Origin of the sequence: Brevundimonas sp. TWP2-3-4b1 (assembly GCF_049897665.1) — a bacterium.
Classification (GTDB): Bacteria; Pseudomonadota; Alphaproteobacteria; order Caulobacterales; family Caulobacteraceae; genus Brevundimonas; species Brevundimonas subvibrioides_B.
Genome location: NZ_JAFCWQ010000001.1, coordinates 411,034 through 436,958 on the forward strand (window position 1 = coordinate 411,034; position 25,925 = coordinate 436,958).

21 protein-coding genes are annotated in these 25,925 nt (G+C 69.6%); 13 read left to right on the forward strand and 8 right to left on the reverse strand.

Annotation, left to right across the window (positions count from 1 at the left end):
- Nucleotides 1-335 precede the first annotated feature (335 nt).
- The 11 genes from ACP7A5_RS02080 (at nucleotide 336) to ACP7A5_RS02130 (ending at nucleotide 13,408) form a co-directional block, all read left to right on the forward strand.
- A complete protein-coding gene (locus ACP7A5_RS02080) occupies nucleotides 336-803 on the forward strand; it encodes a division/cell wall cluster transcriptional repressor MraZ (RefSeq protein ID WP_303696320.1) in 468 nt (155 codons plus the stop codon).
- Nucleotides 800-1,750: a 16S rRNA (cytosine(1402)-N(4))-methyltransferase RsmH gene (gene rsmH / locus ACP7A5_RS02085; protein WP_426040344.1), complete on the forward strand. Its 951-nt coding sequence runs from the start codon at nucleotides 800-802 to the stop codon at nucleotides 1,748-1,750. Before ACP7A5_RS02080 ends, rsmH begins: the two co-directional genes overlap by 4 nt.
- The gene (gene ftsL, locus ACP7A5_RS02090) at nucleotides 1,747-2,223 is read left to right on the forward strand and encodes a cell division protein FtsL (RefSeq protein WP_426040345.1); all 477 of its coding nucleotides are present in this window, start codon (nucleotides 1,747-1,749) and stop codon (nucleotides 2,221-2,223) included. The genes rsmH and ftsL overlap by 4 nt, the downstream gene beginning before the upstream one ends.
- A gap of 83 nt (nucleotides 2,224-2,306) precedes the next feature.
- Complete coding sequence (locus ACP7A5_RS02095; RefSeq protein ID WP_426040409.1) at nucleotides 2,307-3,959, forward strand: peptidoglycan D,D-transpeptidase FtsI family protein; 1,653 nt, start codon at nucleotides 2,307-2,309, stop codon at nucleotides 3,957-3,959.
- Nucleotides 3,956-5,416, forward strand: coding sequence for a UDP-N-acetylmuramoyl-L-alanyl-D-glutamate--2,6-diaminopimelate ligase (locus ACP7A5_RS02100; RefSeq protein WP_426040346.1), 1,461 nt, complete (start codon nucleotides 3,956-3,958; stop codon nucleotides 5,414-5,416). The genes ACP7A5_RS02095 and ACP7A5_RS02100 overlap by 4 nt, the downstream gene beginning before the upstream one ends.
- 57 nt (nucleotides 5,417-5,473) lie before the next feature.
- Complete coding sequence (locus ACP7A5_RS02105; protein ID WP_426040347.1) at nucleotides 5,474-6,871, forward strand: UDP-N-acetylmuramoyl-tripeptide--D-alanyl-D-alanine ligase; 1,398 nt, start codon at nucleotides 5,474-5,476, stop codon at nucleotides 6,869-6,871.
- Between the two features lie 19 nt (nucleotides 6,872-6,890).
- On the forward strand, nucleotides 6,891-8,000 hold the full coding sequence (gene mraY, locus ACP7A5_RS02110) for a phospho-N-acetylmuramoyl-pentapeptide-transferase (RefSeq protein ID WP_425991319.1): 1,110 nt from the start codon (nucleotides 6,891-6,893) through the stop codon (nucleotides 7,998-8,000).
- A gap of 190 nt (nucleotides 8,001-8,190) precedes the next feature.
- Entirely contained in the window at nucleotides 8,191-9,747 is a 1,557-nt protein-coding gene (locus ACP7A5_RS02115) for a Mur ligase family protein (protein ID WP_426040348.1), read from the forward strand.
- A 6-nt stretch (nucleotides 9,748-9,753) separates the two neighbouring features.
- On the forward strand, nucleotides 9,754-10,938 hold the full coding sequence (locus ACP7A5_RS02120) for a peptidoglycan glycosyltransferase FtsW (protein WP_426040349.1): 1,185 nt from the start codon (nucleotides 9,754-9,756) through the stop codon (nucleotides 10,936-10,938).
- A gap of 191 nt (nucleotides 10,939-11,129) precedes the next feature.
- Nucleotides 11,130-12,212 (forward strand): undecaprenyldiphospho-muramoylpentapeptide beta-N-acetylglucosaminyltransferase, encoded by a 1,083-nt coding sequence (gene murG, locus ACP7A5_RS02125; RefSeq protein ID WP_426040350.1) that lies wholly within the window; start codon nucleotides 11,130-11,132, stop codon nucleotides 12,210-12,212.
- Nucleotides 12,209-13,408 (forward strand): mechanosensitive ion channel family protein, encoded by a 1,200-nt coding sequence (locus ACP7A5_RS02130; protein ID WP_426040351.1) that lies wholly within the window; start codon nucleotides 12,209-12,211, stop codon nucleotides 13,406-13,408. Before murG ends, ACP7A5_RS02130 begins: the two co-directional genes overlap by 4 nt.
- 125 nt (nucleotides 13,409-13,533) lie before the next feature.
- On the opposite strand, the gene ACP7A5_RS02135 is transcribed toward ACP7A5_RS02130, so the two are convergent.
- From ACP7A5_RS02135 to ACP7A5_RS02155, 5 genes are read right to left on the reverse strand one after another with little or no spacing between them, the layout of a single operon-like run.
- Entirely contained in the window at nucleotides 13,534-13,956 is a 423-nt protein-coding gene (locus tag ACP7A5_RS02135; RefSeq protein ID WP_426040352.1) for a hypothetical protein, read from the reverse strand.
- Nucleotides 13,953-17,390, reverse strand: coding sequence for an AAA family ATPase (locus ACP7A5_RS02140; protein ID WP_426040353.1), 3,438 nt, complete (start codon nucleotides 17,388-17,390; stop codon nucleotides 13,953-13,955). Before ACP7A5_RS02140 ends, ACP7A5_RS02135 begins: the two co-directional genes overlap by 4 nt.
- Nucleotides 17,391-17,397: 7 nt before the next feature.
- Nucleotides 17,398-18,003, reverse strand: a complete 606-nt coding sequence (locus ACP7A5_RS02145) for a thioredoxin domain-containing protein (RefSeq protein ID WP_426040354.1) — start codon at nucleotides 18,001-18,003, stop codon at nucleotides 17,398-17,400.
- On the reverse strand, nucleotides 18,000-18,611 hold the full coding sequence (locus ACP7A5_RS02150) for a thioredoxin domain-containing protein (protein ID WP_426040355.1): 612 nt from the start codon (nucleotides 18,609-18,611) through the stop codon (nucleotides 18,000-18,002). The genes ACP7A5_RS02145 and ACP7A5_RS02150 overlap by 4 nt, the downstream gene beginning before the upstream one ends.
- A 4-nt stretch (nucleotides 18,612-18,615) precedes the next feature.
- Nucleotides 18,616-19,260 carry a DsbA family protein gene (locus ACP7A5_RS02155; protein WP_426040356.1) on the reverse strand — a complete coding sequence of 215 codons (645 nt, stop codon included), beginning with the start codon at nucleotides 19,258-19,260 and terminating at the stop codon, nucleotides 18,616-18,618.
- Between the two features lie 449 nt (nucleotides 19,261-19,709).
- Here ACP7A5_RS02155 and ACP7A5_RS02160 point away from each other — a divergent pair, with 449 nt between their 5' ends.
- A complete protein-coding gene (locus ACP7A5_RS02160; RefSeq protein WP_426040357.1) occupies nucleotides 19,710-20,204 on the forward strand; it encodes a thioredoxin family protein in 495 nt (164 codons plus the stop codon).
- Between the two features lie 346 nt (nucleotides 20,205-20,550).
- Here the strand turns inward: ACP7A5_RS02160 and ACP7A5_RS02165 are convergent, their stop codons facing one another.
- Together ACP7A5_RS02165 and ACP7A5_RS02170 are read right to left on the reverse strand one after the other, a co-directional pair.
- Entirely contained in the window at nucleotides 20,551-21,645 is a 1,095-nt protein-coding gene (locus tag ACP7A5_RS02165; RefSeq protein ID WP_426040358.1) for an IPTL-CTERM sorting domain-containing protein, read from the reverse strand.
- Between the two features lie 144 nt (nucleotides 21,646-21,789).
- Nucleotides 21,790-22,350: a DUF721 domain-containing protein gene (locus ACP7A5_RS02170; RefSeq protein WP_426040359.1), complete on the reverse strand. Its 561-nt coding sequence runs from the start codon at nucleotides 22,348-22,350 to the stop codon at nucleotides 21,790-21,792.
- A gap of 233 nt (nucleotides 22,351-22,583) precedes the next feature.
- Between ACP7A5_RS02170 and mutY the strand changes: the two genes are divergently transcribed.
- Complete coding sequence (mutY, locus tag ACP7A5_RS02175; RefSeq protein ID WP_426040360.1) at nucleotides 22,584-23,726, forward strand: A/G-specific adenine glycosylase; 1,143 nt, start codon at nucleotides 22,584-22,586, stop codon at nucleotides 23,724-23,726.
- Between the two features lie 39 nt (nucleotides 23,727-23,765).
- On the opposite strand, the gene ACP7A5_RS02180 is transcribed toward mutY, so the two are convergent.
- A complete protein-coding gene (locus tag ACP7A5_RS02180; RefSeq protein WP_426040361.1) occupies nucleotides 23,766-25,913 on the reverse strand; it encodes a glycogen debranching N-terminal domain-containing protein in 2,148 nt (715 codons plus the stop codon).
- Nucleotides 25,914-25,925 lie beyond the last annotated feature (12 nt).

Below are 25,925 nucleotides of genomic sequence, written 5' to 3' on the forward strand. Positions count from 1 at the left end.
CTCCTCCCTGTCCGCCGCCTGGCGGATGGGGAGGTGGCGCGGCGCATCTTCGCGTCGTGACGGAGGGGTTCTGGCCACGCCGCATTAACCCCTGGGACCAAACCACGGCACACACTCCCCAGCCTGTTAATACTTGTCGTGTTCTGTGTATGTTCTGATTTGTGCTGTCGCGATCCTGCAACATCGGCAACTTGGTTAAATATCGTCAACCATTCCCATTGAGACCCAGTTCATCCCATGCTATCCCATAACAACTACGCGGGGATTGGCGGCGCCGGCGATTCAGGCGCGGGGATGAACTCAGGGGCGGGCCGACAGGCTCGATTGGGACGGGCGTGTTTCTCGGAACCAGTGAGAAGCAGCTGGATGGCAAGCGCCGTCTCCTGATCCCGCAGGAGTTCCGCACCTCCGAAAACGGCGCCGACCTGGGCGTCTTCTGCTTCTTCTCGGTCGAGTCCGACTGCCTCGAGGCCGGCGGCGACAAGCTGATGGCCGAGTATGTCGCCATGATCGAGGCCCTGCCGTTCGGCGATGACTGGCGCACAGCCCTGGAAGAGACCGTCTACGGCGGCCAGAAACAGCTCGCCTATGACGGCGGCGGCCGCATTACCCTGCCGGAAAGCCTGTGCCAGGAAGCGGGCCTCGGCGAGGACGTGGTCATCGTCGGTCTCGGCCCCCGCTTCCAGATCTGGGATCGCGCCCGCTGGAACGCCCGCAAGGACGAGCGCCGCGTGCTGGCGAGGAAGGCCATGCGCGAACGTGGCGACGTCGCTCGCCGCCGCATGCCGGGCAACGACACGTGACCGGCCCGCACGCCCCCGTCCTGCTGGATGAAGTCATCGAGGCCCTGGCCCCGAAGCCGGGCGACGTGATCATCGATGCGACCTTCGGCGCCGGCGGCTACACCCGCGCGATCCTCGCCACTGGCGCCCGGGTCATCGCTCTGGACCGCGACCCGACGGTCCAGCGTCACGCCGACGCCGTGGCCAACGACTTCCCGGGCCAGTTCCAGCTGATCCGCACCGCCTTCTCGGGCCTCGCCGACGCCTTTGTTGATGCCGGTGAGACGAAGCTCGATGGGGCCGTCTTCGACATCGGCGTCTCCTCGATGCAGCTGGACGAGGCCGAGCGCGGCTTCTCCTTCATGCGTGACGGCCCGCTGGACATGCGCATGTCGAGCGAGGGCGAGAGCGCCGCCGACATCGTCAACGGCTGGGACCACGGCCCGCTGGCCCATATTCTGAAGCAATACGGTGACGAGCGTCAGTCCGGCCGTATCGCCACCGCCATCCTGCGCCGCCGTATCGCTCAACCGTTCGCCCGCACCCTTGATCTCGCCGACGTCGTCGAGAAGGCGCTCGGCGGCCGTCGCGGCGCCCCGACCCATCCGGCGACCCGCACCTTCCAGGCCCTGCGCATCGCCGTCAACGATGAGCTGGGCGAGCTGACCAAGGGGCTGGAGGCCGCCGAACGCACCCTGTCGCCGGGCGGGCGTCTGGCCGTTGTGACCTTCCATTCGCTGGAAGACCGGATCGTGAAGGCCTTCCTGACCGAGCGCAGCGGCAATGCGCCCGGCGGTTCGCGCCACGCCCCGGTCGCCATCGAGACCCGCAAGCCCAGCTTCACGCTCCAGTTTAAAGGCGCGCGCGAGGCGGGCGAGGCCGAACTGGCCGTCAATCCGCGTTCGCGCTCGGCCAAGCTGCGCGCCGCCGTCCGCACCGGGGCTCCGGCCTGGAAGGCGGCTGCATGAACCGCAATCCAGTCCAGCGCCTGTTCGACTGGAAGATCCGCGGCATCCGCTGGATCGAGATCGTCGGCGTCATGTGCGTCGCCGCCATGGTCTTCTCGGTCTATGTCGCCAAGGCCGCCGCCGCACGCGAAAGCGCCGCCATCGGCCAGCTGGAACGCCAGATCGCCGAGAACTCCCAGCGTGTTCGCCTTCTCCGCGCCGAGGCTGCGCGGCTGGAACAGCCTGGCCGTCTGGAGACCCTGTCACGCGGCGCCGCCCTGGCTCCGGTCAAGGCCGAGCGGCAGGTCGAAGAGAATGTTCTGCCAACCCTGAAACCCGTCCACGTCCCGGTCGTCGCGTCGGTACCGGCCGCTCCCGCTCCGGCCGTCGCCGAACCCGCCGGGGACGCGCCCGCTCCCCCCGCTCCCCCCGCTCCCCCCGCTCCCCCCGCTCCCCCCGCTGCCGCCGCCACCGTCGCCGGGGCTGGGCGATGACGGTTCAGGATCCCCGCGCCTACCGTCCGGCTCCCGGCGCCAGTCGCCCCCTGACCTCGACCGTCTCGCCCTGGCTGCGCTGGATGGGCGAGGCGGTCTGGTTTATCGAACACGCCTTCGAACGCGCTCGCGCCGATGCCCGGCCGGAGGAGGACACCCGCGTCCGCATCTTCCTGATCCGCATGGTCTTTGTCGCGGTATTCAGCCTGCTGGCCCTGGGCGCTGCCCGCGCGGCCCTGCTGGCGCCCAGGGGCGGGTCCGGCGCCGCCCACGTCGCGGGCGCCCTGCAGCGTGCGGACCTGACCGACCGCAACGGGGCCCTGCTGGCCACCAACATCACCCACTACGGCCTCTACATCGATCCGTCCGAGGTCTGGGACAAGGACGCCGCCTTCCGCCAGATCCGCCGCGCCCTGCCGGGGATCTCGGCGACCCGCCTGCGCCGCGTCCTGGCCGGCGACCGTCGCCTGATCGCCCAGCCCGGCCTGACCCCGGCCGAGCGCCAGGCGGTGCATGCCCTGGCCTTGGGAGGTCTCTCGTTCGAGCCCGAGGATCGCCGCGTCTATCCCTTGAACAGCTCCGCCGCTCACCTGATCGGCGCCGCCGATACCGGCGGTCAGGGCGTCTCCGGCGCCGAACTGGCCTTCAACGACGCCATCCGCCAGGCAGGCGCGGCGGGCGCGGATTTCGCCCTGTCTATCGACCTTCGCGTTCAGGGCGTGCTCGAGAACGAACTGGCCGCCACGGCTGCGGAAGCCGGCGCCAAGGGCGCGGTCGGGGTCGTCGCCGACGCCCGGACCGGCGAGATCCTCGGCATGGCCTCATGGCCGACCTACAACGCCAACCGCCGGGGCCAGGCCTCCGACGACGCCGCCCTGAACCGCGTCACCTCGGCCCACTATGAGATGGGATCGGTGTTCAAGACCTTCACCATCGCCACCGCCATCGACACAGGCCTGGCCGATCTCGACACCATGATCGACGCGTCCCAGGCCTATATGATCGGCAACCGCCGCATCTCGGACTTCCACGCGACCAACAAGATCCTGTCGCTGGAGGAGGTCTATCTGCACTCCTCCAACATCGGCACCTCGCGTCTGGCCGTCGAAATGGGCGCCGACACGATGCGTTCCTATTTCACCAAGCTGGGCCTGCTCGACGCTGCCCCGATCGAGCTGCGCGAGAGCGCCCGTCCGCGCCGTCCTCAGGACTGGAGCGACACGACCCGCGCCTCCATGTCGTTCGGCTACGGCATCATGATCACCCCGCTGCAGATGACGGCGGCCACGGTCGCCCTCGTCAATGGCGGGATTTACCGCCCGCTATCGCTGCGCCGCGGCGGCGCGGGCTCGGAAGGCCATCGCGTGGTCAGCGTCGAGACCTCCGCCGCCATCCGCCAGTTGATGCGCGCCAACGTCCTGCGCGGCTCGGGCGGTCAGGCCGACGCGACGGGGCTGCGCGTCGGCGGCAAGACCGGCTCGGCCAACAAGCTGGTCAACGGCCGCTATGACGCCAGCCACGGCGTCGGCTCCTTTGCCGCCGTCTTCCCGGCCGACGGCCCGGAGGATGCGCAGCGCTACGTCATCTTCGTCCTGATCGACGAGCCCAGCCAGGGGTCGCGCCTCGGCGGGGCTATTGCCGCCCCCGTCGTCGGTCGGGTCGCAGACCGCATCGCCGGCTTCCTGGGCCTCCAGCGCCGCATCGATCCGCCCGTCGCGGCCGAGGTCGCTCGATGAGCGCCGTTCGCCTCTCCGACCTGTTGCGCCGCGACGTCGCGACCGACCCGATGATCACGGGTGTGACGGCCGATAGCCGCAAGGTCGCCCCCGGCTCCCTGTTCGTGGCCCTGCCGGGCAGCGCCGCCGACGGCCGCGCCTTCATCCCCCAGGCCCTGTCGCAAGGCGCGGCCGCCGTCCTCGCACCCCAGGACACGCCGGAAGGCCTGGCGCCCCTGCTGGTCCGTTCCGGTGACGTCCGCCGCGCCTATGCGCTCGCGGCGCGCGGCTTCTACGGCGCCCAGCCCGCCACCTGCGTCGCCGTCACCGGCACCAACGGCAAGACCTCGGTCGCCGCCTTCTGCCGTCAGATCTGGGCCGCCCTGGGCATCAAGGCCGCCAGCATGGGCACCCTGGGCGTCGTCGCCCAGGTGGGTGCGACCACCGAGATCCTGACCCCGCCCGGCCTGACCAGCCCGGACGCCGGCGACGCCGCCCGTCTTCTGGCCACCTTGGCCGAGGGCGGCGTGACCCACCTGGCGCTCGAAGCCTCGTCCCACGGCATTGACCAGCGTCGCCTCGACGGCGTGACGCTGAAGGCGGCCGCCTTCACCAACCTGACCCAGGACCACCTCGACTATCACGGCGACATGCAAGCCTATCGAGCGGCCAAGATGCGTCTGTTCGAGACCCTGCTGCCGCGCGGCCGCACTGCCGTCCTGAACGCCGATTCCGACGCCTACAACGCCTTTGCCGCCGCCTCGATCATGTCCGGCCTGGCCGTCATGGGCGTAGGCGAGCGGGGCAGGGACCTCAGCCTCATTGAACGTCGCGCCGTGCCGGAGGGCCAGCGCCTGATCCTCGATGTGCGCGGCGACCGCCACGACGTCCTGCTGCCGCTGGCCGGCGCCTTCCAGGCCTCCAACGCCCTGGTCGCGGCGGGCCTGTGCATCGCCGCCGGCGAAGAGGCCGCCAGGGTGTTGCACGCCCTCGAAAAGATCACCGGCGCGGCTGGCCGCCTGCAACGCGTCTCGGGCGGGCCAGATAGCGTGAGAGGGGGCGAGGCCTATGTCGACTACGCCCACACGCCCGACGGACTCGAGACCGTGCTCAAGGCGCTTCGTCCCCACGCGACCGGCCGCCTGATCGTCGTCTTCGGCGCCGGGGGCGACCGCGACAAGGGCAAGCGTCCCCAGATGGGCGAGATCGCCGGCCGCCTTGCCGACGTCGCCATCGTCACTGACGACAATCCCCGGTCCGAGGACCCTGCCGTCATCCGCGCCGAGGTCCGCGCGGGCTGCCCCGACGCCATGGAGATCGGCGACCGCCGCACCGCCATTCGCGAGGCCACGGCCATGATGGGCGACGGAGATGTGGTCGTCGTCGCCGGAAAAGGGCATGAACAGGGTCAGATCGTGGGCGGGACGACTCATCCCTTCGACGACGCCACCGAACTCGCCGAGGCCCTACGAGCGTGATCCCGAAAAGTGTCGGCGGTTTTCGGATAAGATCATGCTCCAGGAGAAGCTGCGTAAATGCCTGACACGACACCGCCCCTCTGGACCGCGCAGGAAATCGCGGCGGCCACCGGCGGACGGATCGAGGGCGGCGACTTCGATGCCAACGGCCTGACCTACAACAGCCGCGAGATCGGACCGGGCGAGCTGTTCCTCGCGCTGAAGGGCGCACGCGACGGCCATGACTTCGCCGCCTCGGCCTTCGCCGCCGGAGCCTCCGGCGCGCTCGTCGAACACCCGGTCGAGGGCGGCCCCTGCATCGTCGTTCCCGACACTCTCCATGCGCTGGAGGCCCTGGGCGCCGCCGCCCGCGACCGCGCCCCCCATGTCCGTCGCGGCGCCGTCACCGGCAGCGTCGGCAAGACCAGCGTCACCCAGGCGATCAAGGCCGGCCTCGATCTGGCCGGTCCGGCCCATGCCTCGATCAAGAGCTACAACAACCACATCGGCGTGCCCCTGACGCTGGCCCGCATGTACCCCTCGGTCGAACGCGCCGTCTTCGAGATCGGCATGAACGCGCCCGGCGAGATCGCGCCTCTGGCCAGGATGGTCCAGCCGCATGCCGCCTGCGTCACCACCGTCGGCCCGGTCCACATCGAGGCCTTCGCCGACGGCGAGGCGGGGGTCGCCCGCGAGAAGGCCGCCATCTTTCAGGGCCTGGGCCCGGGCGGTCTGGCGGTCATCAACGGTGACAACGTCTGGGAGCCGATGCTGCGTCAGGCGGCGCTGCATGTCGGCGCCCGGGTGGCTGCGTTCGGTTCCGAGCCCGCCCACGACGCCCGCCTGATCTACTTCATCCCCAATGCCTTCGGCGCCGTCGTCACCGCCGAGGTCTACGGTCACCGCCACGTCTTCCCGCTGAAACAGTCCGGCCTCCACTGGGGCCTCAACAGCCTGGCGGTCATCCTGATGCTCGACGCGCTTGATGTGCCGGTCGAGACGGCGCTCGCCGCCTTGGCTGATTTCGAACCGCTGAAGGGCCGGGGCGAGACCCGCACGGTCCGCATCCCCGGCGGCGCCTTCACCCTGATCGACGAGAGCTACAACGCCAATCCGCTGTCCATGACGGCCGGCTTCCGCTCGCTGGGCGTCAAGCCTGTCGCCGAGGGTGGGCGTCGCATCGTCGTCCTGACCGACATGCTGGAACTCGGCGACCAGTCCGAAACGCTTCACGCCGGCCTTGCCGCCCCGATCGACCAGGCGGGCCTCGATATCGTCCACGCCGCAGGGTCGGAGATGCGCCACCTCTATGACGCCCTGCCGCCCGCCCGTCGCGGCGTGTGGGCCGAAAGCGCCGCCGGTCTCGCGGCCCAGGCCGCCGATCTGGTCGGGCCGACGGACATCGTTATGGTCAAGGGCTCGAACGGGTCGAAAGCGTCGCTTGTGGCCGCCGCCCTTGCGGCGCTAGAGCGCTAGGGACACCCGGGGGCCGTCGATGTTCTATCTGTTGTATCTCTACTACGCCGACGTCGCGAACGAGTATCCGCTGCTGAACCTGGTTCAGTACCAGACGGTGCGCGTCGCCCTGGCCATGGCCACGGCCATGATCGTCGCGGTGGCGATGGGCAGCCGGTTCATCTCCTTCATGCGGGTCAAACAGGGCAAGGGTCAGCCGATCCGCGCCGACGGGCCGGTCTCGCACCTTTCCAAGGTCGGCACCCCCACGATGGGCGGACTGATGATCCTGGCGGGCATCGCCGTCGCCGTCTTCCTGTGGGGCGACCTGACCAATCCTTATATCTGGATCGTCTCCGGCGTAACGGCGGCCTTCGGCGTACTGGGCTTCATCGACGACTACGCCAAGGTGACGAAACAGACCTCGGCCGGCCTGACCTCGAAACAGAAGCTGCTGGCCCAGGTCGTCGTCTCGGTGATCGCCGGGGTGCTGGTGGTGCTCTGGATGACCCAGTCTCCCACCTCTCCGGGACTGGAGACCTCGATCGCCTTCCCGTTCTTCAAGGACGTGCTGCTCAACGTCGGCTGGTTCTACGTCGCCTTCGCCGCCTTCACGATGGTCGGCTTCTCCAATGCAGTGAACCTGACCGACGGACTCGACGGCCTCGCGATCGTGCCGGTGATGATGTCGGCGGCGGCCTTCGGCATCATCTCCTACCTCGTCGGCAACTTCATCTTTTCGGAGTATCTGGGCGTCCACCACGTGCCGGGCTCGGGCGAGCTGGCCATCTTCTGCGCCGCCATCATCGGCGGCGGCGTGGGCTTCCTCTGGTACAACGCCCCGCCGGCCAAGATCTTCATGGGCGACACGGGTTCGCTGGCTCTGGGCGGCGCGCTCGGCTCGATCGCCGTCGCCACCAAGCACGAGCTGGTCCTGGGCATCGTCGGCGGCCTGTTCGTCATCGAGGCCGCCTCGGTCATGATCCAGGTCGCCTATTTCAAGGCCACCAGGAAGCGCATCTTCCTGATGGCCCCGATCCACCACCATTTCGAGAAGATGGGCTGGCCGGAATCGACCGTCGTCATCCGCTTCTGGATCGTCGCCGCCATGCTGGCGCTGGTGGGGCTCAGCACGCTGAAACTCCGGTGAGGGCGCGCATTGCTGCTCCCTCTCCCGTTGGGAGAGGGCTTGAGGCTCGGAGAGCGCAGCGATCCGCAAGCCGAAAGGGTGAGGGGCGGATGGTGCGAATGAGGCGAGGTCGAACCCTCACCCTTTCGCGCAAGTCCGATCGCCTGCGGCTCTCGGGCGCTCAAGCCCTCTCCCACCGGGAGAGGGAAGCATGACCCCGGTCCCCGGCTTCGAAGGCCGTCGCGTCGCGGTGTTCGGCCTCGGCCGCTCGGGCATCACCGCCGCCCGCGCCCTCAAGGCCGGCGGCGCAGAGCCCATCCTGTGGGACGACGGCGTCTCCGGCCGCATGCAGGCCGGGGCCGAAGGGTTCGAGGTCGAGGACCTGACCACGGCCGACTGGTCGGACTTCGCGGCCCTCGTCCTGTCGCCCGGCGCGCCACTGACCCACCCGAAGCCCCACTGGACCGTCGACAGGGCGAAGGCTGCCAATGTCCCGGTCATCGGCGACATCGAACTGTTCGCCCGGGCCATCGCCGCCACCCCGGCCTCCCTGCGGCCCAAGGTAATCGCCATCACCGGCACCAACGGCAAGTCGACGACCACGGCCCTGATCGGCTGGGTGCTGAAACAGGCAGGCATGAAGATCGCCGTCGGCGGCAACATCGGCATCGGCGTCCTCGCCCTGCCGCCCCCCGCCGAGGTCCAGGCCTATGTGATCGAGGTCTCCAGCTACCAGCTCGACCTGACCACCAGCTTCGCCCCCGACGTCGCCATCCTGACCAACATCAGCCCCGACCACCTCGACCGCCACGGCGGGATGGAGGGTTATGTTTCGGCGAAGCGACGGTTATTCCAGCATATGAGCGGGGCATGTGACTCTCCGGCGGATGATAAGAAGCTTGCGGTTATCGGGATCGACGAAGAGCCCGGACTGGAAATCCTCCGTGAACTCCAATCCTTTGGTTGGGTCGCCCTGAGCGTGTCCACACGCCCTTCTCCCCTTGCGGGAGAAGGTGGCAGCCGAAGGCTGACGGATGAGGGGTCACACCGGCCGGTGGAGCGGATCGATCAAGCCCCCAACTTCGGCGGTCAGCGTGACCCCTCATCCGTCTCGCTGCGCGAGCCAACTTCTCTCGCAAGGGGAGAAGGAATTGTCGCGCACCCAGGGTGTCTGGTGCTCTCGGGGGGCCAGATCATCGACGTCTCCGCAGCCTGCTCGCTCCCCGGTCGTCACAACGCCCAGAACGCCGCCTTCGCCTACGCTGCCGCCCGCGCCATCGGCGTGTCGCATGAGGCCGCCGTCGCAGGCCTGATGACCTTTCCCGGCCTCGCCCATCGCATGGAGACTGTCGGCCAGCTCGGCGCCGTCCGCTTCGTCAACGACTCCAAGGCCACCAACGCCGACGCCGCGCGTCAGGCCCTCATGTCTTACCCGACCAGCTTCTGGATCGCCGGCGGGCGGGCCAAGGACGGCGGCATCGCCGAACTGGCCGACCTCTTCCCCCGCGTCGCCAAGGCCTACCTCATCGGCGAGGCGGCCGAGGATTTCGCCGCCACCCTCGGCGACATCCCCCACGTCATCGCCAGGGACATGGCCACGGCCGTCGCCCTCGCGTCCGAGGACGCCGCGAAAGCCGGCGGCGACCCCGTCGTCCTCCTCAGCCCCGCCTGCGCCAGCTTCGACCAGTTCCCCGACTTCGAGGCGCGCGGAGAGGCGTTCCGGGCCGCCGTTCTTAACCTCGGGGCTACGCCTTTCGTTCAGGGTTGAGAAACCATGACCCAGGCTGTCTACTCCCACCCCTTCTCGCGCAACGACCAGAGCCCGATCGCCCAGTGGTTCTGGACGGTGGATCGCGGCCTGCTCGGCGCGGCGCTCGCCCTCATGGGCCTCGGCGTCATGCTGTCGTTCGCCTCGTCCCCGGCCGCCATCCTGGCCGACGAGTCGATCACCGACCCCTTCCACTATGCCTGGCGCATGATCGTCTGGGCCAGCGGCGGCATCGGCCTGATGCTGACCATGTCGCTGCTGTCGCCCCGCGGCGTGCGACGGATCGCGGTCCTGGGCCTGCTCGGCTCCATTGTCGTCATGGCCATGCTGCCCTTCATCGGCGACACGGTGAAGGGCGCGGCCCGCTGGGTGAACCTCGGCCCGTTCAGCCTCCAGCCCTCCGAGTTTGCCAAGCCCAGCCTGATCGTCTTCGCCGCCTGGATGTTCGCCGAAGGCCAGAAGGGGCAGGGCGTGCCCGGCGTCTCCATCGCCTTCGGCTTCTACGTCGTGACCGTGGCCCTGCTGCTGATCCAGCCGGACATCGGCCAGACGCTTCTGATCACCACCACCTTCATGGCCGTCTTCTTCATGGCCGGCGTACCCCTGCGCTGGGTCGCGGTGCTGGGCGGGATGTTCGTCGCCGGCATGACCGCCATCTATCTGCTGTTTCCCCACGTCCAGGCGCGCGTCGCCAAGTTCGTCTCGCCCGGCGTCGAGGACACCCACCAGATCGACCGCGCCTCCGAGGCCATCCGCGCCGGCGGCCTGGTCGGACGCGGCGTGGGCGAGGGGGTCATGAAACGCTCCGTCCCCGACCTGCACACCGACTTCATCTACTCCGTCGGCGCCGAGGAGTTCGGCCTGGTCCTCAGCCTCGTCATGATCGGCCTCTACGCCTTCATCGTCTTCCGCGGCATGGGCCGGGCGATGAAGCTGAACGATCCATTCGAACAGACGGCGGCGGCCGGCCTGTTCATGCTGATCGGCCTGCAGGCGTCCATCAATGTCGCGGTGAACCTGAACCTGATCCCGACCAAGGGGATGACCCTGCCCTTCATCAGCTACGGCGGCTCCTCGATGATGGCCATGGGCCTGACCATGGGCTTCGCCCTGGCGTTGACGCGCCGTCGTCCCGGCGCCTACGAGCCCGGAGCAAGCCTCCAGCGGCCGCGCCGGTTGTTGATGCCGTAAACGCCTTTTCCCTTCTCCCCTTGGGGGAGGGCAGGTCGCGTAGCGACCGGGTGGGGGCGGCAAGGCAAGTTCCCGGAGGCGTGTCCGGATCGCGGGGTCGCCCCCACCCGGTCTCCGCTTCGCTCCGACCACCCTCCCCCGAGGGGGAGGGAGAGGATGACGACTGGCGGCGCGTCGGTTAAGCCACCTCCATGACCAAACTCTGCGTCGTCGCCGCCGGCGGAACCGGCGGCCACATGTTCCCGGCCGAGGCCCTCGCCCGCGAGATGGCCTCGCGCGGCTGGCGCGTGGTCCTGGCCACTGACCATCGCGGCGAACAGTATGCCCAGGCCTTCCCGGCCGAGGAGCGTCTCGCCCTCGACGCCGCCACCGGCGCCGGTCCCATCGGCCTGATCAAGGCCGGCGTCGCCATCGTGCGCGGCATCGGTCAGGCCCAGACCGCCTTCAACCGCCTGGACGCCAGTGTCGTCGTCGGCTTCGGCGGCTATCCGTCCGCCCCCGCCCTGGTCGCCGCCATCCTGCAGAAGCGCCCGACCCTGATCCATGAACAGAACGCCGTCCTCGGCCGCACCAACCGCGCCCTCGCCCCCCACGTCCGCGCCGTGGCCTCGTCCTTCCCGACGCTGGAGCGCGCCTCGCCGGCCGTGAAGGCCCGCGCCCAGGTCGTCGGCGCCCCGGTCCGCGCCGACATCCGCGCCCTGTTCGACCGCGCCTGGGCGCCTCCGGGCGACGGCCTCATCCGCATCCTCGTCACCGGCGGCAGCCAGGGCGCCCGCCTTCTTTCCGAGACCACGCCTCGAGCGCTCGCCGCCCTGCCGGACGCCATCAAACGCCGCCTCAAGGTTCAGCAGCAGTCCCGCCCCGAAACCCTGGAGACCTCGCGCCAGATCTACCTCGATGCCGGGATCGAGGCCGAGGTCGCCCCCTTCTTCCGCGACATGGCCTCCCGCCTGTCCGCCGCCCACCTGGTCATCGGCCGCGCCGGCGCCTCGACCTGCGCCGAGCTGGCGGTCGCGGCCATGCCGTCGATCCTGATCCCGCTGAAGATCGCCACCGACGACCACCAGCGTCTCAACGCCAGACTGCTGACCGACGTCGCCGCCGCCGAGGTCATCCTCGAGGACGACGTCACCGTCGCCGCCATGGCCGCCGCCGTCGCGGGCGTCCTCGCAGACCCCGCGCGCCTTGCCTCCATGAGCGCCGCGGCCCGCTCCGTGGCCATACCCGACGCGGCCCAACGCCTCGCGGACCTCGCCGAGGCTACGGCCGGATGACCGGCGCGGCCCTGCCGCCGGTGGGAACGGAAGACGCCGTTGACACGCTGTTTGCGTCCATGCCCCCCGAAATCACCAACCTGACCCGCCAGATCGTCACCCTGTGGCGCCAGTTCTACTGGCTGCCGGAGTGGCTCGTGGTCGCCATCGTGGTGACCGTCTTCGTCGGCGCCGGCTGGATCATCCACCGCATCGTCTTCTCCATTCTTCGCCGCGTCGTGAAGAACCGCGACCTGTACTGGCGCGGGGTGCTCGAACGGGTCCGCAAGAAACTGCGCATCCTGATTATCCTGATCGCCATCGGCTTCTCGATCACCGTCTCGCCGCTGGACCCGGAGCCGTCCCAGAGCGTCCGCGCCGTCATCCTGTTCCTGACCATCCTCGTCCTCGGCTGGATCGTCGCCGGCGCCGTCGACATGTGGGCCGTGGTCCATCTCCGTAAGTTCAACATGCAGACCGAGGACAACCTGGTCGCACGCAAGCACGTCACCCAGACGCGCATCCTGCAACGCGCCGCCGTCATCCTCATCGGCCTGATCACCGTGGCCCTGGCCCTGATGACCATTGGGGCCGTGCGTCAGTGGGGCGTCTCGCTGCTGGCCTCGGCCGGCGTGGTCGGCATCATCGCCGGCCTCGCGCTCCAGCCCTATCTGACCAACCTGATCGCCGGCATCCAGATCGCCACCGCCCAGCCCATCCGCATCGACGACGCCGTCATCGTGGAAGGGGAGTGGGGCACGGTCGAGGAGATCACCTCCACCTATGTCGTGATCAAGCTGTGGGACTGGCGGCGGATGATCCTGCCGCTCAGCTATTTCATCGAGAAGCCGTTCCAGAACTGGACACGAGAGACGTCACGCCTGATCGGCACGGCCATGCTCTGCGTCGATTACGAGGCCCCGATGGACCGCCTCCGCGCCGAGCTGGAACGCATCTGCAAGGCGTCTCCGCTGTGGGACGGCGATATCGTAAACCTCCAGGTCACCGACATCACCGACCGCGTCGCCCAGGTCCGCTGCCTCGCCAGCGCCCGCTCGGCCCCGGTGGCCTTCGACCTGCGCTGCGAGATCAGGGAGAAGATGCTGGCCTTCATGCGGGACGAATGCCCGGAAGCCTTGCCTCAAGATCGCATCGCCATCGAGCGAAACCCCTCTCCTCTCCCGGTGGGAGAGGGCTTGAGGCCCGCAGAGCGATAGCGATGCGCCTTGGCCGAAAGGGTGAGGGCCGTGCGTTTCCGGTGGGGTTCGACCCTCACCCTTTCGCGCAAGTCTGATCGCCTGCGGCTCCCAGGCGCTCAAGCCCTCTCCCACCGGGAGAGGGATTACTCCGCCATCGCCGCCCGCCCGATCCTGACCGCAGCCTCCACCGTCGTCGCCACAACCTTCTGCTCCACGGTCCCACACGCCACCGCCAGCAACTCCGCCGCATCCCCGCCGGGCGCCGCCGGATAGGCCGGCTGCCCTTCCGGCGTGCTCGGTCCCTCGGCTCCGCCGACCGCCACCGAGGCGAAGTCCAGCCGGTCCGCCGTCCCGACATCACAGCCGAACCGCCACCAGGACCAGCCCCCCAGATACCGTGTCGTCCCGACCGTGAAGTCCTCCTCCACGACCTGCAGCGACCGCATCCGCACCCCGTCCGGCTCCCGCCGGATCGTGGCCGCATCCGCGAACACGACGAACCGCCCGATCCCGGTCAGGACCAGCGCATGCGCCTCGGGCGGGAGAGGCGCAGCGTCCTGGATCACGCGACCAGCGTCTCGGCCTGGGTCAGGTCCACGCTGACCAGCTGCGACACGCCGCGCTCGGGCATGGTCACGCCGTACAGCCGATCCATCCGGCTCATGGTCACCGGGTTGTGGGTGATGACGATGAACCGCGTGTCCGTCCGGTTCCGCATCTCGTTCAGCATCCGGCAGAAGCGATCGACATTGGCGTCGTCCAGCGGCGCATCCACCTCGTCCAGCACGCAGACCGGCGCCGGATTGGCCAGGAAGACCGCAAAGATCAGCGCCGCCGCCGTCAAGGCCTGCTCGCCGCCGCTCATCAACGACATGACCGACAGTCGCTTGCCCGGCGGACAGGCGAAGATCTCCAGTCCGGCCTCCAGAGGATCGTCGGACTCGACCAGTTTCAGCTCCGCCTGCCCGCCGCCGAACAGGGCCTCGAACAGGCTCTTGAAGTTGTCGTTGATGACGTCGAACGCCGCCACCAGCCGCTCACGCCCCTCGGCGTTCAGTTCGTCAATGCCGTCGCGCAGCTTCGCAATGGCGCCGGTCAGGTCCGACCGCTCCAGCCGCATGGTCTGCAGCCGCTCGCCGTACTCCTCGGCCTCGTCCTCGGCCAACAGATTGACCGCGCCGAGCATCTCCCGCTCGCGCTCCAGACCGAACAGCAGGCTCTCCGCCCCCGCCGCGTCCGGTGGCCGGGCGATGGCGTCGTCGGTCAATTTCTGGCCCAGCTCTTCCGGCGACATCTGTGCCGTCTCGCGGACGTTGTTCCCGGCGTCCAGCAGCCGTTCGGCTGCCGCCTCCGACCGCGCCGCCAGACCGGCCCGGGCCTCGCGCGCGCTCGCCGCCGTCGCATCGGCCGCCCGGCTGGTGCGATCCGCCTCGCCGGCCTGCGCCTCCGCCACCGCCAGAGAATCCGCCGCCGACTTCCGCCGCGTCTCGGCCGAGGTCAGCATGTCCATCAGCTTCGATCGCTGTGCAGCCAACGCTTCCGGCGCCCGTTCGGCCTGCAACAGCAACGCGGCCGTCTTGTCCGTGTCGCCCTCCAGCACCGTGATCCGCGCCGTCGAATCCTTGGCCCGCGCCGCCCAGCTGTCGCGCTCCCGCGTCAGGGAGCCCAGCCGGTGCTCGCGTCCGGCCCGGTCCCGCGCCTCTGCATCCCGGTCCGCCCGCGCCCCGGCCGCAGCGCCACGCGCCGCATCCGCCGCCGTGCGCGCCGTCGCCAGCTCGGCCTTCAGTCCCGCCAGCGTCTCGGATGGCGCGTCGGTCGCCAGCGCCTCGGCCAGCGCCGCCTCCGCCGCCTCATGCTCGACCGCCAGCCGCTCCAGCGTCTCGTCCAGCGCCGTCGCCCGCGCCTCGCGCCGCGCCTGTTCATTGGTCAGCCGCTGCACCGCGTCCCGCGCCGTGGTCACGGCCTTGTCGGCCGCGAAGGGCAGCAGCCGCGCCGCCTTGACCGCCTCTTCCGAAACGCGGAACGCCTCGGTCGCCGCCTTCAAAGCCGCCTGCGCCGTCTCCAGCGCCGGCTTGCCCGCATCGATGTCCGCTTCCAGTTCGGCCAGCCGCGTGCGCTGGGCCAGCCTTACGGCCGCCGGCCGTGGCGCATCGGCCCGGCTGACGAACCCATCCCAGCGGTAGAGGTCGCCCTCGCGCGTCACCAGCCGCGCCCCGACCGGCAGCGACTTTGCCAGACCCGCCGCCTCCGCCTTCGCCGCCACCCCGCAAAGGGCCAGCCGCGCCGCCAGCGCCGCCGGCGCCGTCACATGCTTGCCCAGCGGGTCGATCCCGACAGGCCACAAGGGCTCCGGCACGTCCGCCCCGCCCCAATAAGCCGCCGCCTTCGCATCCAGCGCCGCGTCCAGGTCGTCGCCCAAGGCCGCCGCCAGAGCGGCCTCGTATCCCTTGTCCGCCCCGACCTGGTCGAGCGCCGGAGGATGGTCCCGCCGCCCCGAGACCAGCAGCGACGCCAGCCCCCGCGCCTCGGTCTGCAACCGCCCCATCCGATCCTCGGCCGCCCGCGCCGTCGTCCGCGCCTCCTGCTCGGCCCGCGCGCGTTCCGCCCGATCGGCCTCGGCGGCTTCCACACCCGCCCGTGCCTCGGTCAGCGCCGCCGTCGCCGTCTCCAGCGCCTCGCGCGCGGCGGCCAGTTCCGGCGTCTCCAGCGGCCCCAGCGCCTCGCGCTCCCGTCTGGCGCCGTTCAGGGCCGCGACCGCCCGCGCCACCCGCGCCTCGGCGTCCCGCTTCCGCGCCGTCTCGGCATTCGCGCGCGCCTCGACCGCCGCCAGCGAGCCCGCCAGCCGTTCGACCTCGGCGTCGGCCGCGCGCCGACTCTCTTCCGCCGCCTCCAGCGCCCGCTCCAGCTCCGGCCCGCGCCCGGGCGCCGCCGCGATCTCGGCCGTCAGCACCTCCAGCTGGGCGCCCAGCCGGGTCAATTCCGACTCGGCGTCGCCCGACATGGCGATCTCGCGTTCGGTGTCATTGGCGATCCGCTGCGCCTCGGCGGTCAGACGGTCGACCTCCGCCCGCGCCGACTGCTCGGCCATGTCCAGCCGGTCGCGCTCCAGCGAGGCCCGGTGCAGCAGGGCTGCCGCCACCGCATCCTCTTCCCGCGCAGGCTTCAGCCCCTCCTGCGCCGACAGGGCCGCCGTCTGGGCCTTCGCCGCGTTCGCCGTCGCCTCGGCGACCGCCCGGTCCGCCGCCGCCAGTTCCGACGCCGCCGCCTCCGCCGCCAGCCGCGCGTCGTTCCAGCGCACGAACAGCAGGGCCGCCTGCAGGGCCCGGATCTCGGCCGAGATCTTCTTGTACTTCTCCGCCTGCCGCGCCTCGCGCTTGAGCCGCGTCAGGGCCGTCTCCAGCTCGCGCCCGATGTCGTCCAGCCGTTCCATATTGGCCTCGGCCGCCTTCAGCCTTAGCTCCGCCTCGTGCCGCCGAGTGTGCAGGCCCGCCACCCCGCCGGCCTCCTCGAGGATCCGCCGCCGGTTCTGCGGCTTGGCCGCGATCAGCTCGCTGATCTGCCCCTGACGCACCAGGGCCGGAGAGTTCGCCCCCGTCGAGGCGTCGGCGAACAGCAGCTGGACGTCCCGCGCCCGCACCTCCTTGCCATTGATGCGATAGGTCGAGCCCTGGCCCCGGTCGATCCGGCGCGACACCTCGATGATGGCGCTGTCGGTGAAGGGCTGGGGCGCGCGCCTCTGGGCGTTGTCGATGGTCAGCTGGACCTCGGCGTGGTTCCGGGGCGGGCGGTTCGAGGCCCCGGAGAAGATCACGTCGTCCATGCCCGTGCCGCGCATGGCCTTGGCCGAGTTCGCGCCCATGACCCAGCGCATGCTCTCCAGCACGTTCGACTTGCCGCAGCCGTTCGGTCCCACGATCCCCGTCAGGCCCGGCTCGATCCAGACCTCCGCCGGGTCGACGAACGACTTGAAGCCGACGAGCCGGAGGCGCTGGAACTGCATGCCTTCGTCAGCTGCGGGGCAGCAGGGGCCGGATCGCAGCGGACAGACCGTCCAGCGAGGTGTCCGACACGGCGCGCCCGTTGACGAAGAAGCTCGGCGTGCCCTGGACCCCGGCAGCCGTGGCGCCCGCGATCTCGGCGCGGATGCCGTTCAGCGTCGCCGGATCGGCCAGACAGGCGTCGATCTCGGCCTGGGTCCGGCCGCTGGCGGCGACCCCTGCGGCATACCAGTCGGCCAGCGGCGCGCCGTCGATGATCGCAGCCTGACCGGTCATGAAGGACGAGGCCACCTCGTAGAATCGCGCCGAAGCCGCGCAGCGGGCGATGCCGGCGGCGCGCGCCGCGACCTGGCCCGGCGCGGTCGGCAGGTTACGGTAAACCAGCCGAACCTGGCCGGTGTCGATGAACCGCGCCTTGAAGGCCGGCAGGACGGTCGTGTGCCAGTGGGCGCAGTGCGAGCAGACGAACGAGGCGTATTCGATCACCGTCACCGGGGCGTCGGCGCGGCCCAGCACCCGGTCGGCGCTCGTCACGGCGGGCGGTGCGGGCGTCTGGGCGGACGCCGCCATCGGGGTGGCGACCAGCGCCAGCATCAGGACCAGCGAACGGATCATTTGGCCAACTCTGCTTCGATGGCTGGGGCCAGGTCGGCCATGACCGTGCCCTCGCCGCCGGGCGAGGACACCTGGCGGCCGTTGACGAAGAAGGTCGGGGTGTTGATCACGCCCGCGTCCGTCGCCGCTTTCACCCGGGTCTCGAGCGCGGCGATGGCTTCCGGGTTGGTGACGCAACGGGTGAACGCCGCCTCGTCGATGCCCACGCCGCCGGCGATGCGGATCAGGCTGTCGCGCGGGTTGGTCCCCGTGCGCCATTCCGTCTGGCTCTCCATGATGGCGTGGATGACGTCGAAATACTTGTCCGGTCCGGCGCAGCGGGCCAGCAGGAAGCCGGCTGCGGCGACCTCGGCCGGCGGCGTCGGCAGTTCTCGGAAGACGTAGCGGACCTTGTTGGTGTCGACATAGGCGGCCTTGAATGCCGGCCAGGTGTTCTGCTGCCACAGGGCGCAGTGCGGGCAGGTGGGCGAGGCGTATTCGACCACGGTGACCTTGGCGCCTTCGGCGGCGCCCAAGGCCATGTCGCCGTCGACGACCGCCTTCGACCCCCCGCACGAGGCGAGGGCCAGGGCGGAAAGGGCGAGGAACAGGTTGCGGAACAGGATCATCGGATCAGCTCGCAGCTATGGCGGCGTCGATCTTTTCCGACAGCCCGCTCAGCGAGCTGTCGGCGACATGTTCGCCATTGACCATGAAATAGGGGGTGCCCGTCACGCCGGCGTCGAGCGCCGACTTGATGCGCGTGTCCATCGCCTTGATCGCATCGGCGTCGGTGACGCAGGCCTGGAACTGCTCTTCCGACAGGCCCGCGCCGTTGGCGATGCGCAGCAGGACGGAGCGGGGCGGGACGCCGCCGAAAATCTCGTTCTGGCTGGCCATGATCTCGTGGATCACCGGGAAATATTTGTCCGGCCCGGCGCAGCGCGCGATCAGGAAGCCGGCGACGGCCACGGATTCAGGCGCGGTCGGGAATTCGCGGAAGATGTAGCGGACCTGGTTGGTGTCGACGTATTTGGTCTTGAACTCCGGCCAGACCTGATCCTGCCAGGCGGCGCAGTGGCTGCAGGTGACCGAGGCGTATTCGACCACAGTGACCTTGGCGCCTTCCGGGGCCCCCAGCGCCATGTCGCCCTCGGCCGGGGCGCCGGTCTGGGCGCCGGAACAGGCCGCCAGCATCGTCATGGCCGCCAGGGCGGCTCCGGTCACGGCCGCGCGGCGGCTCATGGAGGCGTATTTGAACGGGCCGCTGGCGCGCATGGCGTCTTCCTTAAGAACTCAAGTTCCGGATGATCGCGCGATTCCCCGACGGCTGCGCGAATTCCATGGTTGTCGAGAACAGGTGCGGCGGAAAAAGGTCAAGAGCCAGCCGTCGGAATCTGATTGGGCGGCGACGGGGTAGCGACGCATTGTGGAGGTCATGCCGCCGGAAGCGGATCTTCAGTCTCCTCTCGGTAGACGTCTGATTTGCGCCACGAGCGGACACAGGATGCTGCCGGAAAACGGACATTCGACCAAACTACGATGGCGGGTCATGCGAAGACGGAGCGGCTCCACGGCACACCGACCAGCCGATCGGTAGCGGACGGGTGACCCGGGACGCGGCCGCAGCTTGACCCATCCTCGAATTCGTGTCGAAGCGGGGCTTCTGCACGGCGACATCGCGGGACTGATCACCGCTGAACGCGCCGTCCATGGGAGATTGCCCGGTGAAACGAGTTACGCTGATCCTCTCGGCGGCGTTGGCCGTGGCGGCTTGCGCGTCCGCGCCGGCGACTGCGCCCAAGCCAGAAGCCCGCTCCTACCACGTGAGCGAGAACGCGTCGGCCGACGTGGACGCTGCGTTGGCGCGGGCCAGGCAGTCGGGCAAACGGGTCCTGTTGGTGATGGGAGCCAACTGGTGCGGCGACAGCCGCGCCCTCGCGGGTTGGCTGGCGACCGATCGCTTCGCCGAACTGATCGAACGCAAGTACGAACTGGTCTTCGTGAACATCGGAATGCCAAGCAGCGGTGACGGACACAATCTGGGCATCGCCACTCGGTTCGGCATTCAGGAGTTACCGGGTCTGCCGAATGTGCTGGTGCTTACAGGTGACGGCGTTCTGGTGAACCCAACGACGGCAACCAGTTGGGGGAACGCCAGGAGTCGTACGGGCGACGCAATCTACGATGAGTTGGCGGCCCTGGCCGATCTGCGAGTCTGAACCGGTAAGACCCGTCGACCAGGCGACAGCTGCCGGCAGTTGGGAGTGAGCTCGCGCGGCAGCGAAAACTGGCCGGCACGCTTGATCCTGTCGGCTCGGCGCCAGAACCGGACATTCATGCACCGGCGGTGGGCTCACATTCGCTCCGCTGCCAGAAGCGGACGCCCACCGGCCTCAAAAGGCTCACGCGCCCCCTACCGCCCGCGCCTCTTCGCCGCATCCGACAGCACGGCCCGGCCCAGGTTCGCCAGCGCCGCCTTCAGCCCGTCCGGCGCGGCCTCGACCGACTTGGCCAACTCCGCCTCCGCCGCCGCATCCAGAGGGGCCGTCCTGAGTCAGGCGAAGGTCAGGCCGCGAGCCGCCGCCGCTGGATGTAGAGCGCAGCGCCACCCGCCAGAATCAGTCCGAACAAGATCATCGCCCATTCCGACATCGTCGGCACAGGCGCCGGCGCCGCAGCCGGCGCGATGAACTGGCCCATCGACACGGGCCCGGGGCTCACGCCGATGGTCGTGATCAGCGCCATCGTCGTCGCATTGAAGACGCTGACGTTGCTGCTGTTCTGATTGGCGACATAGAGCTTGCTTCCATCGGGCGTCGTCGAGACGCCGATGGGGCCGGTTCCGGCCGCCACGGTGGTGACGGCGTTGTTGGCCGTCGCGATGCGCGAGACAGTGCCTGCCGAGAAGTTCGACACATAGATTGCCGACCCATCGGGCGAGCGGGTGATCCCCCAAGGGCCCGTACCGACCGGGACCGTAGTCACCGCGCCCCCCGCCAAGGTCAGGACGCTGACTGTATTGGCGCTGTAGTTCGGCACGTAGGCCGTCAGCCCGTCGGGCGAAAGGGCGATCTGCTTGGGTCCCGAAAAGCCTGTGTAGGTCGCGACAAGAGCGTTGGTGGCGATGGTCCGCGCCGTGACCGTATTGCCGAGCTCGTTGGCGATATAGAGGGTCGCGCCATCCGAACTCACTACCACGCCCGCAGCACGGTTTCCTCCGGTGAGAGTCGAGACCACGGCGTTGGTCGCGGTATTGATGACCGATACGGTTTGCGACGCCTGATTGGCGACGAACAGGCGCGTTCCGTCGGGCGATATCGCCAGACCGAAAGGCTGGACTCCGACGTTCACGGTGGTGATGACCGTGGCCGTGGCCGCATCGATCACCGTGACGGTGTCTGAACCCAGGTTTGTGACATAGACGCGGGTCGGGGTCGCCAGGAGACCGTAGGGGTTATTGCCCACTGGCGCTGTCCCCGCCACGACCGTGTCCGTCGCCGTGTTGATGCGCAGCACGTTTTCCGGGCCGCGATGGCCGATCCAGGCGGTCTGGGCCGACACGGGCGTGGCGGCGCAAGCCGCCGCTAGGGCGAGCCAGCCGAACAGACGGCGGACCGAAAAGGCGGGGCGAAACGCCCCCGAAACGGGCGATGGATGCACTGGTTTTCCCCCTGCGCGTGAAGACGGCATGGGTCCGACCATACGCTTTCCGTAATGCTGGTTTTTCGAACCAAGTCAGACGCTTGACCCTGTCTATTTCTGACAACCAGAAAGAACGATGGTCGTTGAGAGGGGGCTTGACCCCTACCGCCCGCGCCCCTTCGCCGCATCCGACAGCACGGCCCGGCCCAGGTTCGCCAGCGCCGCCTTCAACGCGTCCGGCGCGGCCTCGACCGACTTCGTCAGCTCCGCCTCCGCCGCCGCGTCCAGCGGGTCGATCCGCCGCCGCGCGCCCTTCGTCGAGGCGGCGATCTGGGCCAGGGGCTTTACCGGCCCCTGGGCGATGCGTAGCTTGTCCACCGCTCCGGGGCCGAGGAACAGGTTCACCCGCGCCAGGATGTCGGCTGACTGATGCTGGACCAGCAGGGCCGCCGGGCCCGCGACGCGCAGCTCCAGCGTCCCGCCGGTTCCGGCCCGCCCCTTGGTCAGTTTCTGCGGTCGGGTGACGCGAGCCAGCTGGTCGCCGACGATCTCGCGCCAGCGGGGCTCCAGCGCGCCTGCGCCGCGCCCGAACTTCTCGTCCAGTTCGCGGATCAGAGGGGCCAGGGCCCGACCGGCCGGAGGCGTCGGGCGCGGCATGGGCCGGGTCCGTCGCCGCGACAGGATCTCGCGGGTCTCAGCGTCTGTGGGCAGATCGCGCGCCATGACCACACCCTAACCCAACCCGTTGAAACAATCACCGTGCACCCCGGCGAAGGCCGGGATCCGGATGGCGGATGCGGTGGTGGGATCAGCGGAATTCATAAGACATCCCTGCTGTCCCTGTCTGTGATCTGGACCCCGGCCCTTGGTTTATCCTCGGGCCGGCGAAGCCGGACCCGGGGGCCGGGGTGCACGGGGAGGGGACAAGTCGGAGGATGACGGGATAAGAACAGGCAATGCCTCCCGCCGACATCGCCACCCTGCGCGCCGCCCTGCTGGCCTGGTACGACGCCCATGCCCGCACCCTGCCGTGGCGCGCGCCGCCGGGTGCGGCCGAACGGACCGACCCCTACCGCGTCTGGCTGTCCGAGGTGATGCTGCAGCAGACCACCGTCCCTCACGCCGCCCCCTATTTCGAGCGGTTCACCGCGCGCTGGCCGACCGTCAAAGATATGGCGTCGGTGGAGGACTCAGACCTGATGGCCGCCTGGGCGGGGCTCGGCTACTATGCCCGCGCCCGCAACCTGCTGGCCTGCGCCCGCGCCGTGGCCAACGATCACGGCGGCGTCTTCCCCGACACAGAGGTCGCCCTTCTGGCCCTGCCGGGGGTCGGCGCCTACACCGCCGCCGCCGTCGCCGCCATCGCCTTCGACCGGCCGTCCAATGTCGTGGACGGCAATGTCGAGCGCGTCGTCGCCCGGTTGTTCGCCGTCGAGACGCCCGTCCCCGCCGCCCGGCCCGAGCTGAAACGCCTCGCCGCGGCCCTCGTCGCCGATGACCGCCCCGGGGATTGGGCCCAGGCCCTGATGGACCTCGGCTCCGGCATCTGCCGCCCGAAGTCCCCGCTCTGCCTGATGTGCCCGATCTCAGGCTTCTGCGCCGGCCGCGCGACCGGAGAGCCCGAACACTATCCGGTCAGGACGAAGAAGGCCGCCCGACCGCATCGTCAGGGCGTCGCCTGGGTCCTCCGCGACGACGGCGGCCGCATCGCCCTCGTCCGCCGCCCGGACAAGGGTCTCCTCGGCGGCATGGTCGGCCTCCCGACCAGCGACTGGACCGGGGGCACGCCGGACGCCTTCCCGCCGGTCGCCGCCGACTGGCCCGCCCTGATCTGGAAAGACGCGGGCGCCGTCGAACACGTCTTCACCCACTTTTCCCTGACGCTGGCCGTGCGCGTCGCGACGGGGCAGGGCGACTTCCTCTGGACGCCGGAAGCCGAGGCCCTGGCGGCCTTGCCGACGGTGTTCCGCAAGGCGCTGGAACGGGCTCTGGCAATGCAACCCACCTCCGTGCATCCCGGCGAAGGCCGGGGTCCAGATGGAAGACTCGCTGCTAAGGCCCACAAACCTTTGCGCAATCCCGGCCATCCCCATCGGTGATCTGGCCCTGCGGCCTTCCCCGGTTGCACGGAGGGCGGCCTACCGCGTCGTCACGATCCTGACCTCGCCGACGCGGTTCCTCGGCATGACCACCACCTGGTCACCCAGCCGCTCGAAGGCCAGGTCGAGGACGGCGTCGCCGACCTGGAGCCGGCTGACGGTCAGCCGCTCGATCCCGGCGGGCAGTGTGGGGGCGTCGATGGTCACGGTCTTCGTCAGGGCGTCAATCGACACCCCCAGCGAAGCCTGCAGCATCAGGAATACCGACCCTGCCGCCCAGGCCTGGGGCAGACAGGCGACCGGATAGGCGATCGGTCCCTCGCCCGGCTCCCGCTCGAAGCCGCAGAACAGCTCCGGCAGGCGCATCTGGAAATGGCTGGCTGCGGCGTAGATCTCGCCCAGGATCATCCCGACCGCGTCCCTCTCGCCGTAGCGGGCCATGCCGGCGACCCCCAGCGAGGTGTCGTGCGGCCAGACCGAGCCGTTGTGATAGCTCATCGGATTGAACCGGGCCTGCCCCCTCGCCAGCGTCCGCAGGCCCCAGCCCGAGCGGAACTCCGCGCCCAGCAGCCGCTTCGTCACAGCTGCGGCCCGCGCCGGAGACGGCAGGCCGGTGAACATCAGATGGCCGGCGTTCGACCCGATGGCCTCGCAGGGGTTCCCGTCGCCGTCCAAAGCGATGGCGTAGAACTGCTCATCCTCCATCCAGAACCGGTCCTCGACGAGCAGCCGGACCTCCTCGGCCTGCTGGTTCCAGGCCGGGGCCCGTGCGTCGCCCAGCAGTGCGCCCAGATCGGCCATCGCCCGCCAGGCCGCAAAGGCGTAGCCTTGGACCTCCAGAAGGGCGATCGGCCCCTTCGGGAACCGGCCGTCGGAATGGAAGATGGAGTCCTCGGAATCCTTCCAGCCCTGGTTTGACAGGCCCGTTTCGGCCGCCCGGGCGTAGTCGATCAGCCCGTCGCCATTGCTGTCGCCATAGTCCCGCATCCACTCCGTCGCGGCGACCAGATTGGGCCACAGCGCCCGGATCGTCTCCTGATCGCCGGTTCGGCGGAACCAGGCGCCGGCCAGGGCGACGAACAGACAGGTGGTGTCTACCCCGCCGTAATAGAGGCCGAAGGGCACCTCCCCGAGCGCGCTCATCTCGCCGCCCCGGGTCTCGTGCATGATCTTGCCGGGCTGGCTGTCCTGGAAGGGCGAGACCTCTGTCGCCTGTCGCGCAGCCAGATAGGTCAGCACCCCCTTGGCCAGCGACGGATCGAGCCACAGCATCTGCCAGGCCGAGATGATCCCGTCCCGCCCGAACGGCGTCGAGAACCACGGCGTCCCTGCATAGGGATACGGCCCTGTCGGCAGGTCGGTGGTCAGCAGGGCGATGTCGGATCGCGACTGGTCCAGCCAGGCGTTGAAGCGCGGGCTTCGTGGGCCCCTCAGCGAGGCTCCCCGACGACGCCGGCGCCGCATCGCCAACCGCGCCTGCACCGCGTTCTCACGCCAGCGCTGGGCGTCCGGCGTCAGGCACATCTCGGGACCGCACTCGATATAGAGATCCAGTTCCTTGCCCATAGGCAGGCTGAGCATGAACTCGGCTCGCGAGCCGTTCAGTCGGGCGGGCGGTTCGGAAAACGCCAGGCAACTCGTCCGCACCACCGCGTCGAGCCCGGTATAGCGGAAGGTGACCCGACGTCCGTCGGTGGTCGGAACCTCGCCTGCGCCGCGCTTCTCGCGCAGGGTGCCACGCACCTGGAAGATGTCGGCGAAATCGGCTCCGAACTCGAAAGCCAGCGGTAACAGGACGTCCTCGATCCCGTGGTTCACCATCCGGACCCGCTCGAACAGCCGCCGGTCCCAGACAAACCGACGCCGCTCGATATGCAGCACCCCCGCCGGCGCCGACCGACCACCCATTGGCGGCAGGGGCCTGTTGGTCGTGTGGGCCGTGAAGAAGACGTTGTCTCGCGACACGCCCGAACTCAGCCGCGATGGCCTCGCCAGCCCCACGGTCATCACGAACCGTGAGAGGATCCGGGTGTCGCGGTCGAACAGGCCGTCGGCCCCGCCCCTCAGGTCTCCCCAGTTGTCCGCCACCAGGAAGGTGTCGCCGTCCTTCAGAGCCTGCAGAGTATCCAGGCCGCCGGTCTCCGCGCTTTCTGCGGCCGTCTGCTGAACCGAATAGCCGTCGTCCATGGGACCTCGCTG

Bases quoted from the DNA above. Each gene is read 5' to 3' on its own strand.
- ACP7A5_RS02145 (WP_426040354.1), bottom strand. From the start codon at position 18,003: ATGATCCGTTCGCTGGTCCTGATGCTGGCGCTGGTCGCCACCCCGATG.
- ftsL (WP_426040345.1), top strand. From the start codon at position 1,747: ATGAACCGCAATCCAGTCCAGCGCCTGTTCGACTGGAAGATCCGCGGC.
- ACP7A5_RS02180 (WP_426040361.1), bottom strand. From the start codon at position 25,913: ATGGACGACGGCTATTCGGTTCAGCAGACGGCCGCAGAAAGCGCGGAG.
- ACP7A5_RS02115 (WP_426040348.1), top strand. From the start codon at position 8,191: ATGACCCCGGTCCCCGGCTTCGAAGGCCGTCGCGTCGCGGTGTTCGGC.
- ACP7A5_RS02105 (WP_426040347.1), top strand. From the start codon at position 5,474: ATGCCTGACACGACACCGCCCCTCTGGACCGCGCAGGAAATCGCGGCG.
- ACP7A5_RS02150 (WP_426040355.1), bottom strand. From the start codon at position 18,611: ATGATCCTGTTCCGCAACCTGTTCCTCGCCCTTTCCGCCCTGGCCCTC.
- ACP7A5_RS02155 (WP_426040356.1), bottom strand. From the start codon at position 19,260: ATGCGCGCCAGCGGCCCGTTCAAATACGCCTCCATGAGCCGCCGCGCG.
- ACP7A5_RS02100 (WP_426040346.1), top strand. From the start codon at position 3,956: ATGAGCGCCGTTCGCCTCTCCGACCTGTTGCGCCGCGACGTCGCGACC.
- ACP7A5_RS02170 (WP_426040359.1), bottom strand. From the start codon at position 22,350: ATGGCGCGCGATCTGCCCACAGACGCTGAGACCCGCGAGATCCTGTCG.
- ACP7A5_RS02120 (WP_426040349.1), top strand. From the start codon at position 9,754: ATGACCCAGGCTGTCTACTCCCACCCCTTCTCGCGCAACGACCAGAGC.
- ACP7A5_RS02095 (WP_426040409.1), top strand. From the start codon at position 2,307: ATGGGCGAGGCGGTCTGGTTTATCGAACACGCCTTCGAACGCGCTCGC.
- mutY (WP_426040360.1), top strand. From the start codon at position 22,584: ATGCCTCCCGCCGACATCGCCACCCTGCGCGCCGCCCTGCTGGCCTGG.
- murG (WP_426040350.1), top strand. From the start codon at position 11,130: ATGACCAAACTCTGCGTCGTCGCCGCCGGCGGAACCGGCGGCCACATG.
- mraY (WP_425991319.1), top strand. From the start codon at position 6,891: ATGTTCTATCTGTTGTATCTCTACTACGCCGACGTCGCGAACGAGTAT.
- ACP7A5_RS02140 (WP_426040353.1), bottom strand. From the start codon at position 17,390: ATGCAGTTCCAGCGCCTCCGGCTCGTCGGCTTCAAGTCGTTCGTCGAC.
- ACP7A5_RS02130 (WP_426040351.1), top strand. From the start codon at position 12,209: ATGACCGGCGCGGCCCTGCCGCCGGTGGGAACGGAAGACGCCGTTGAC.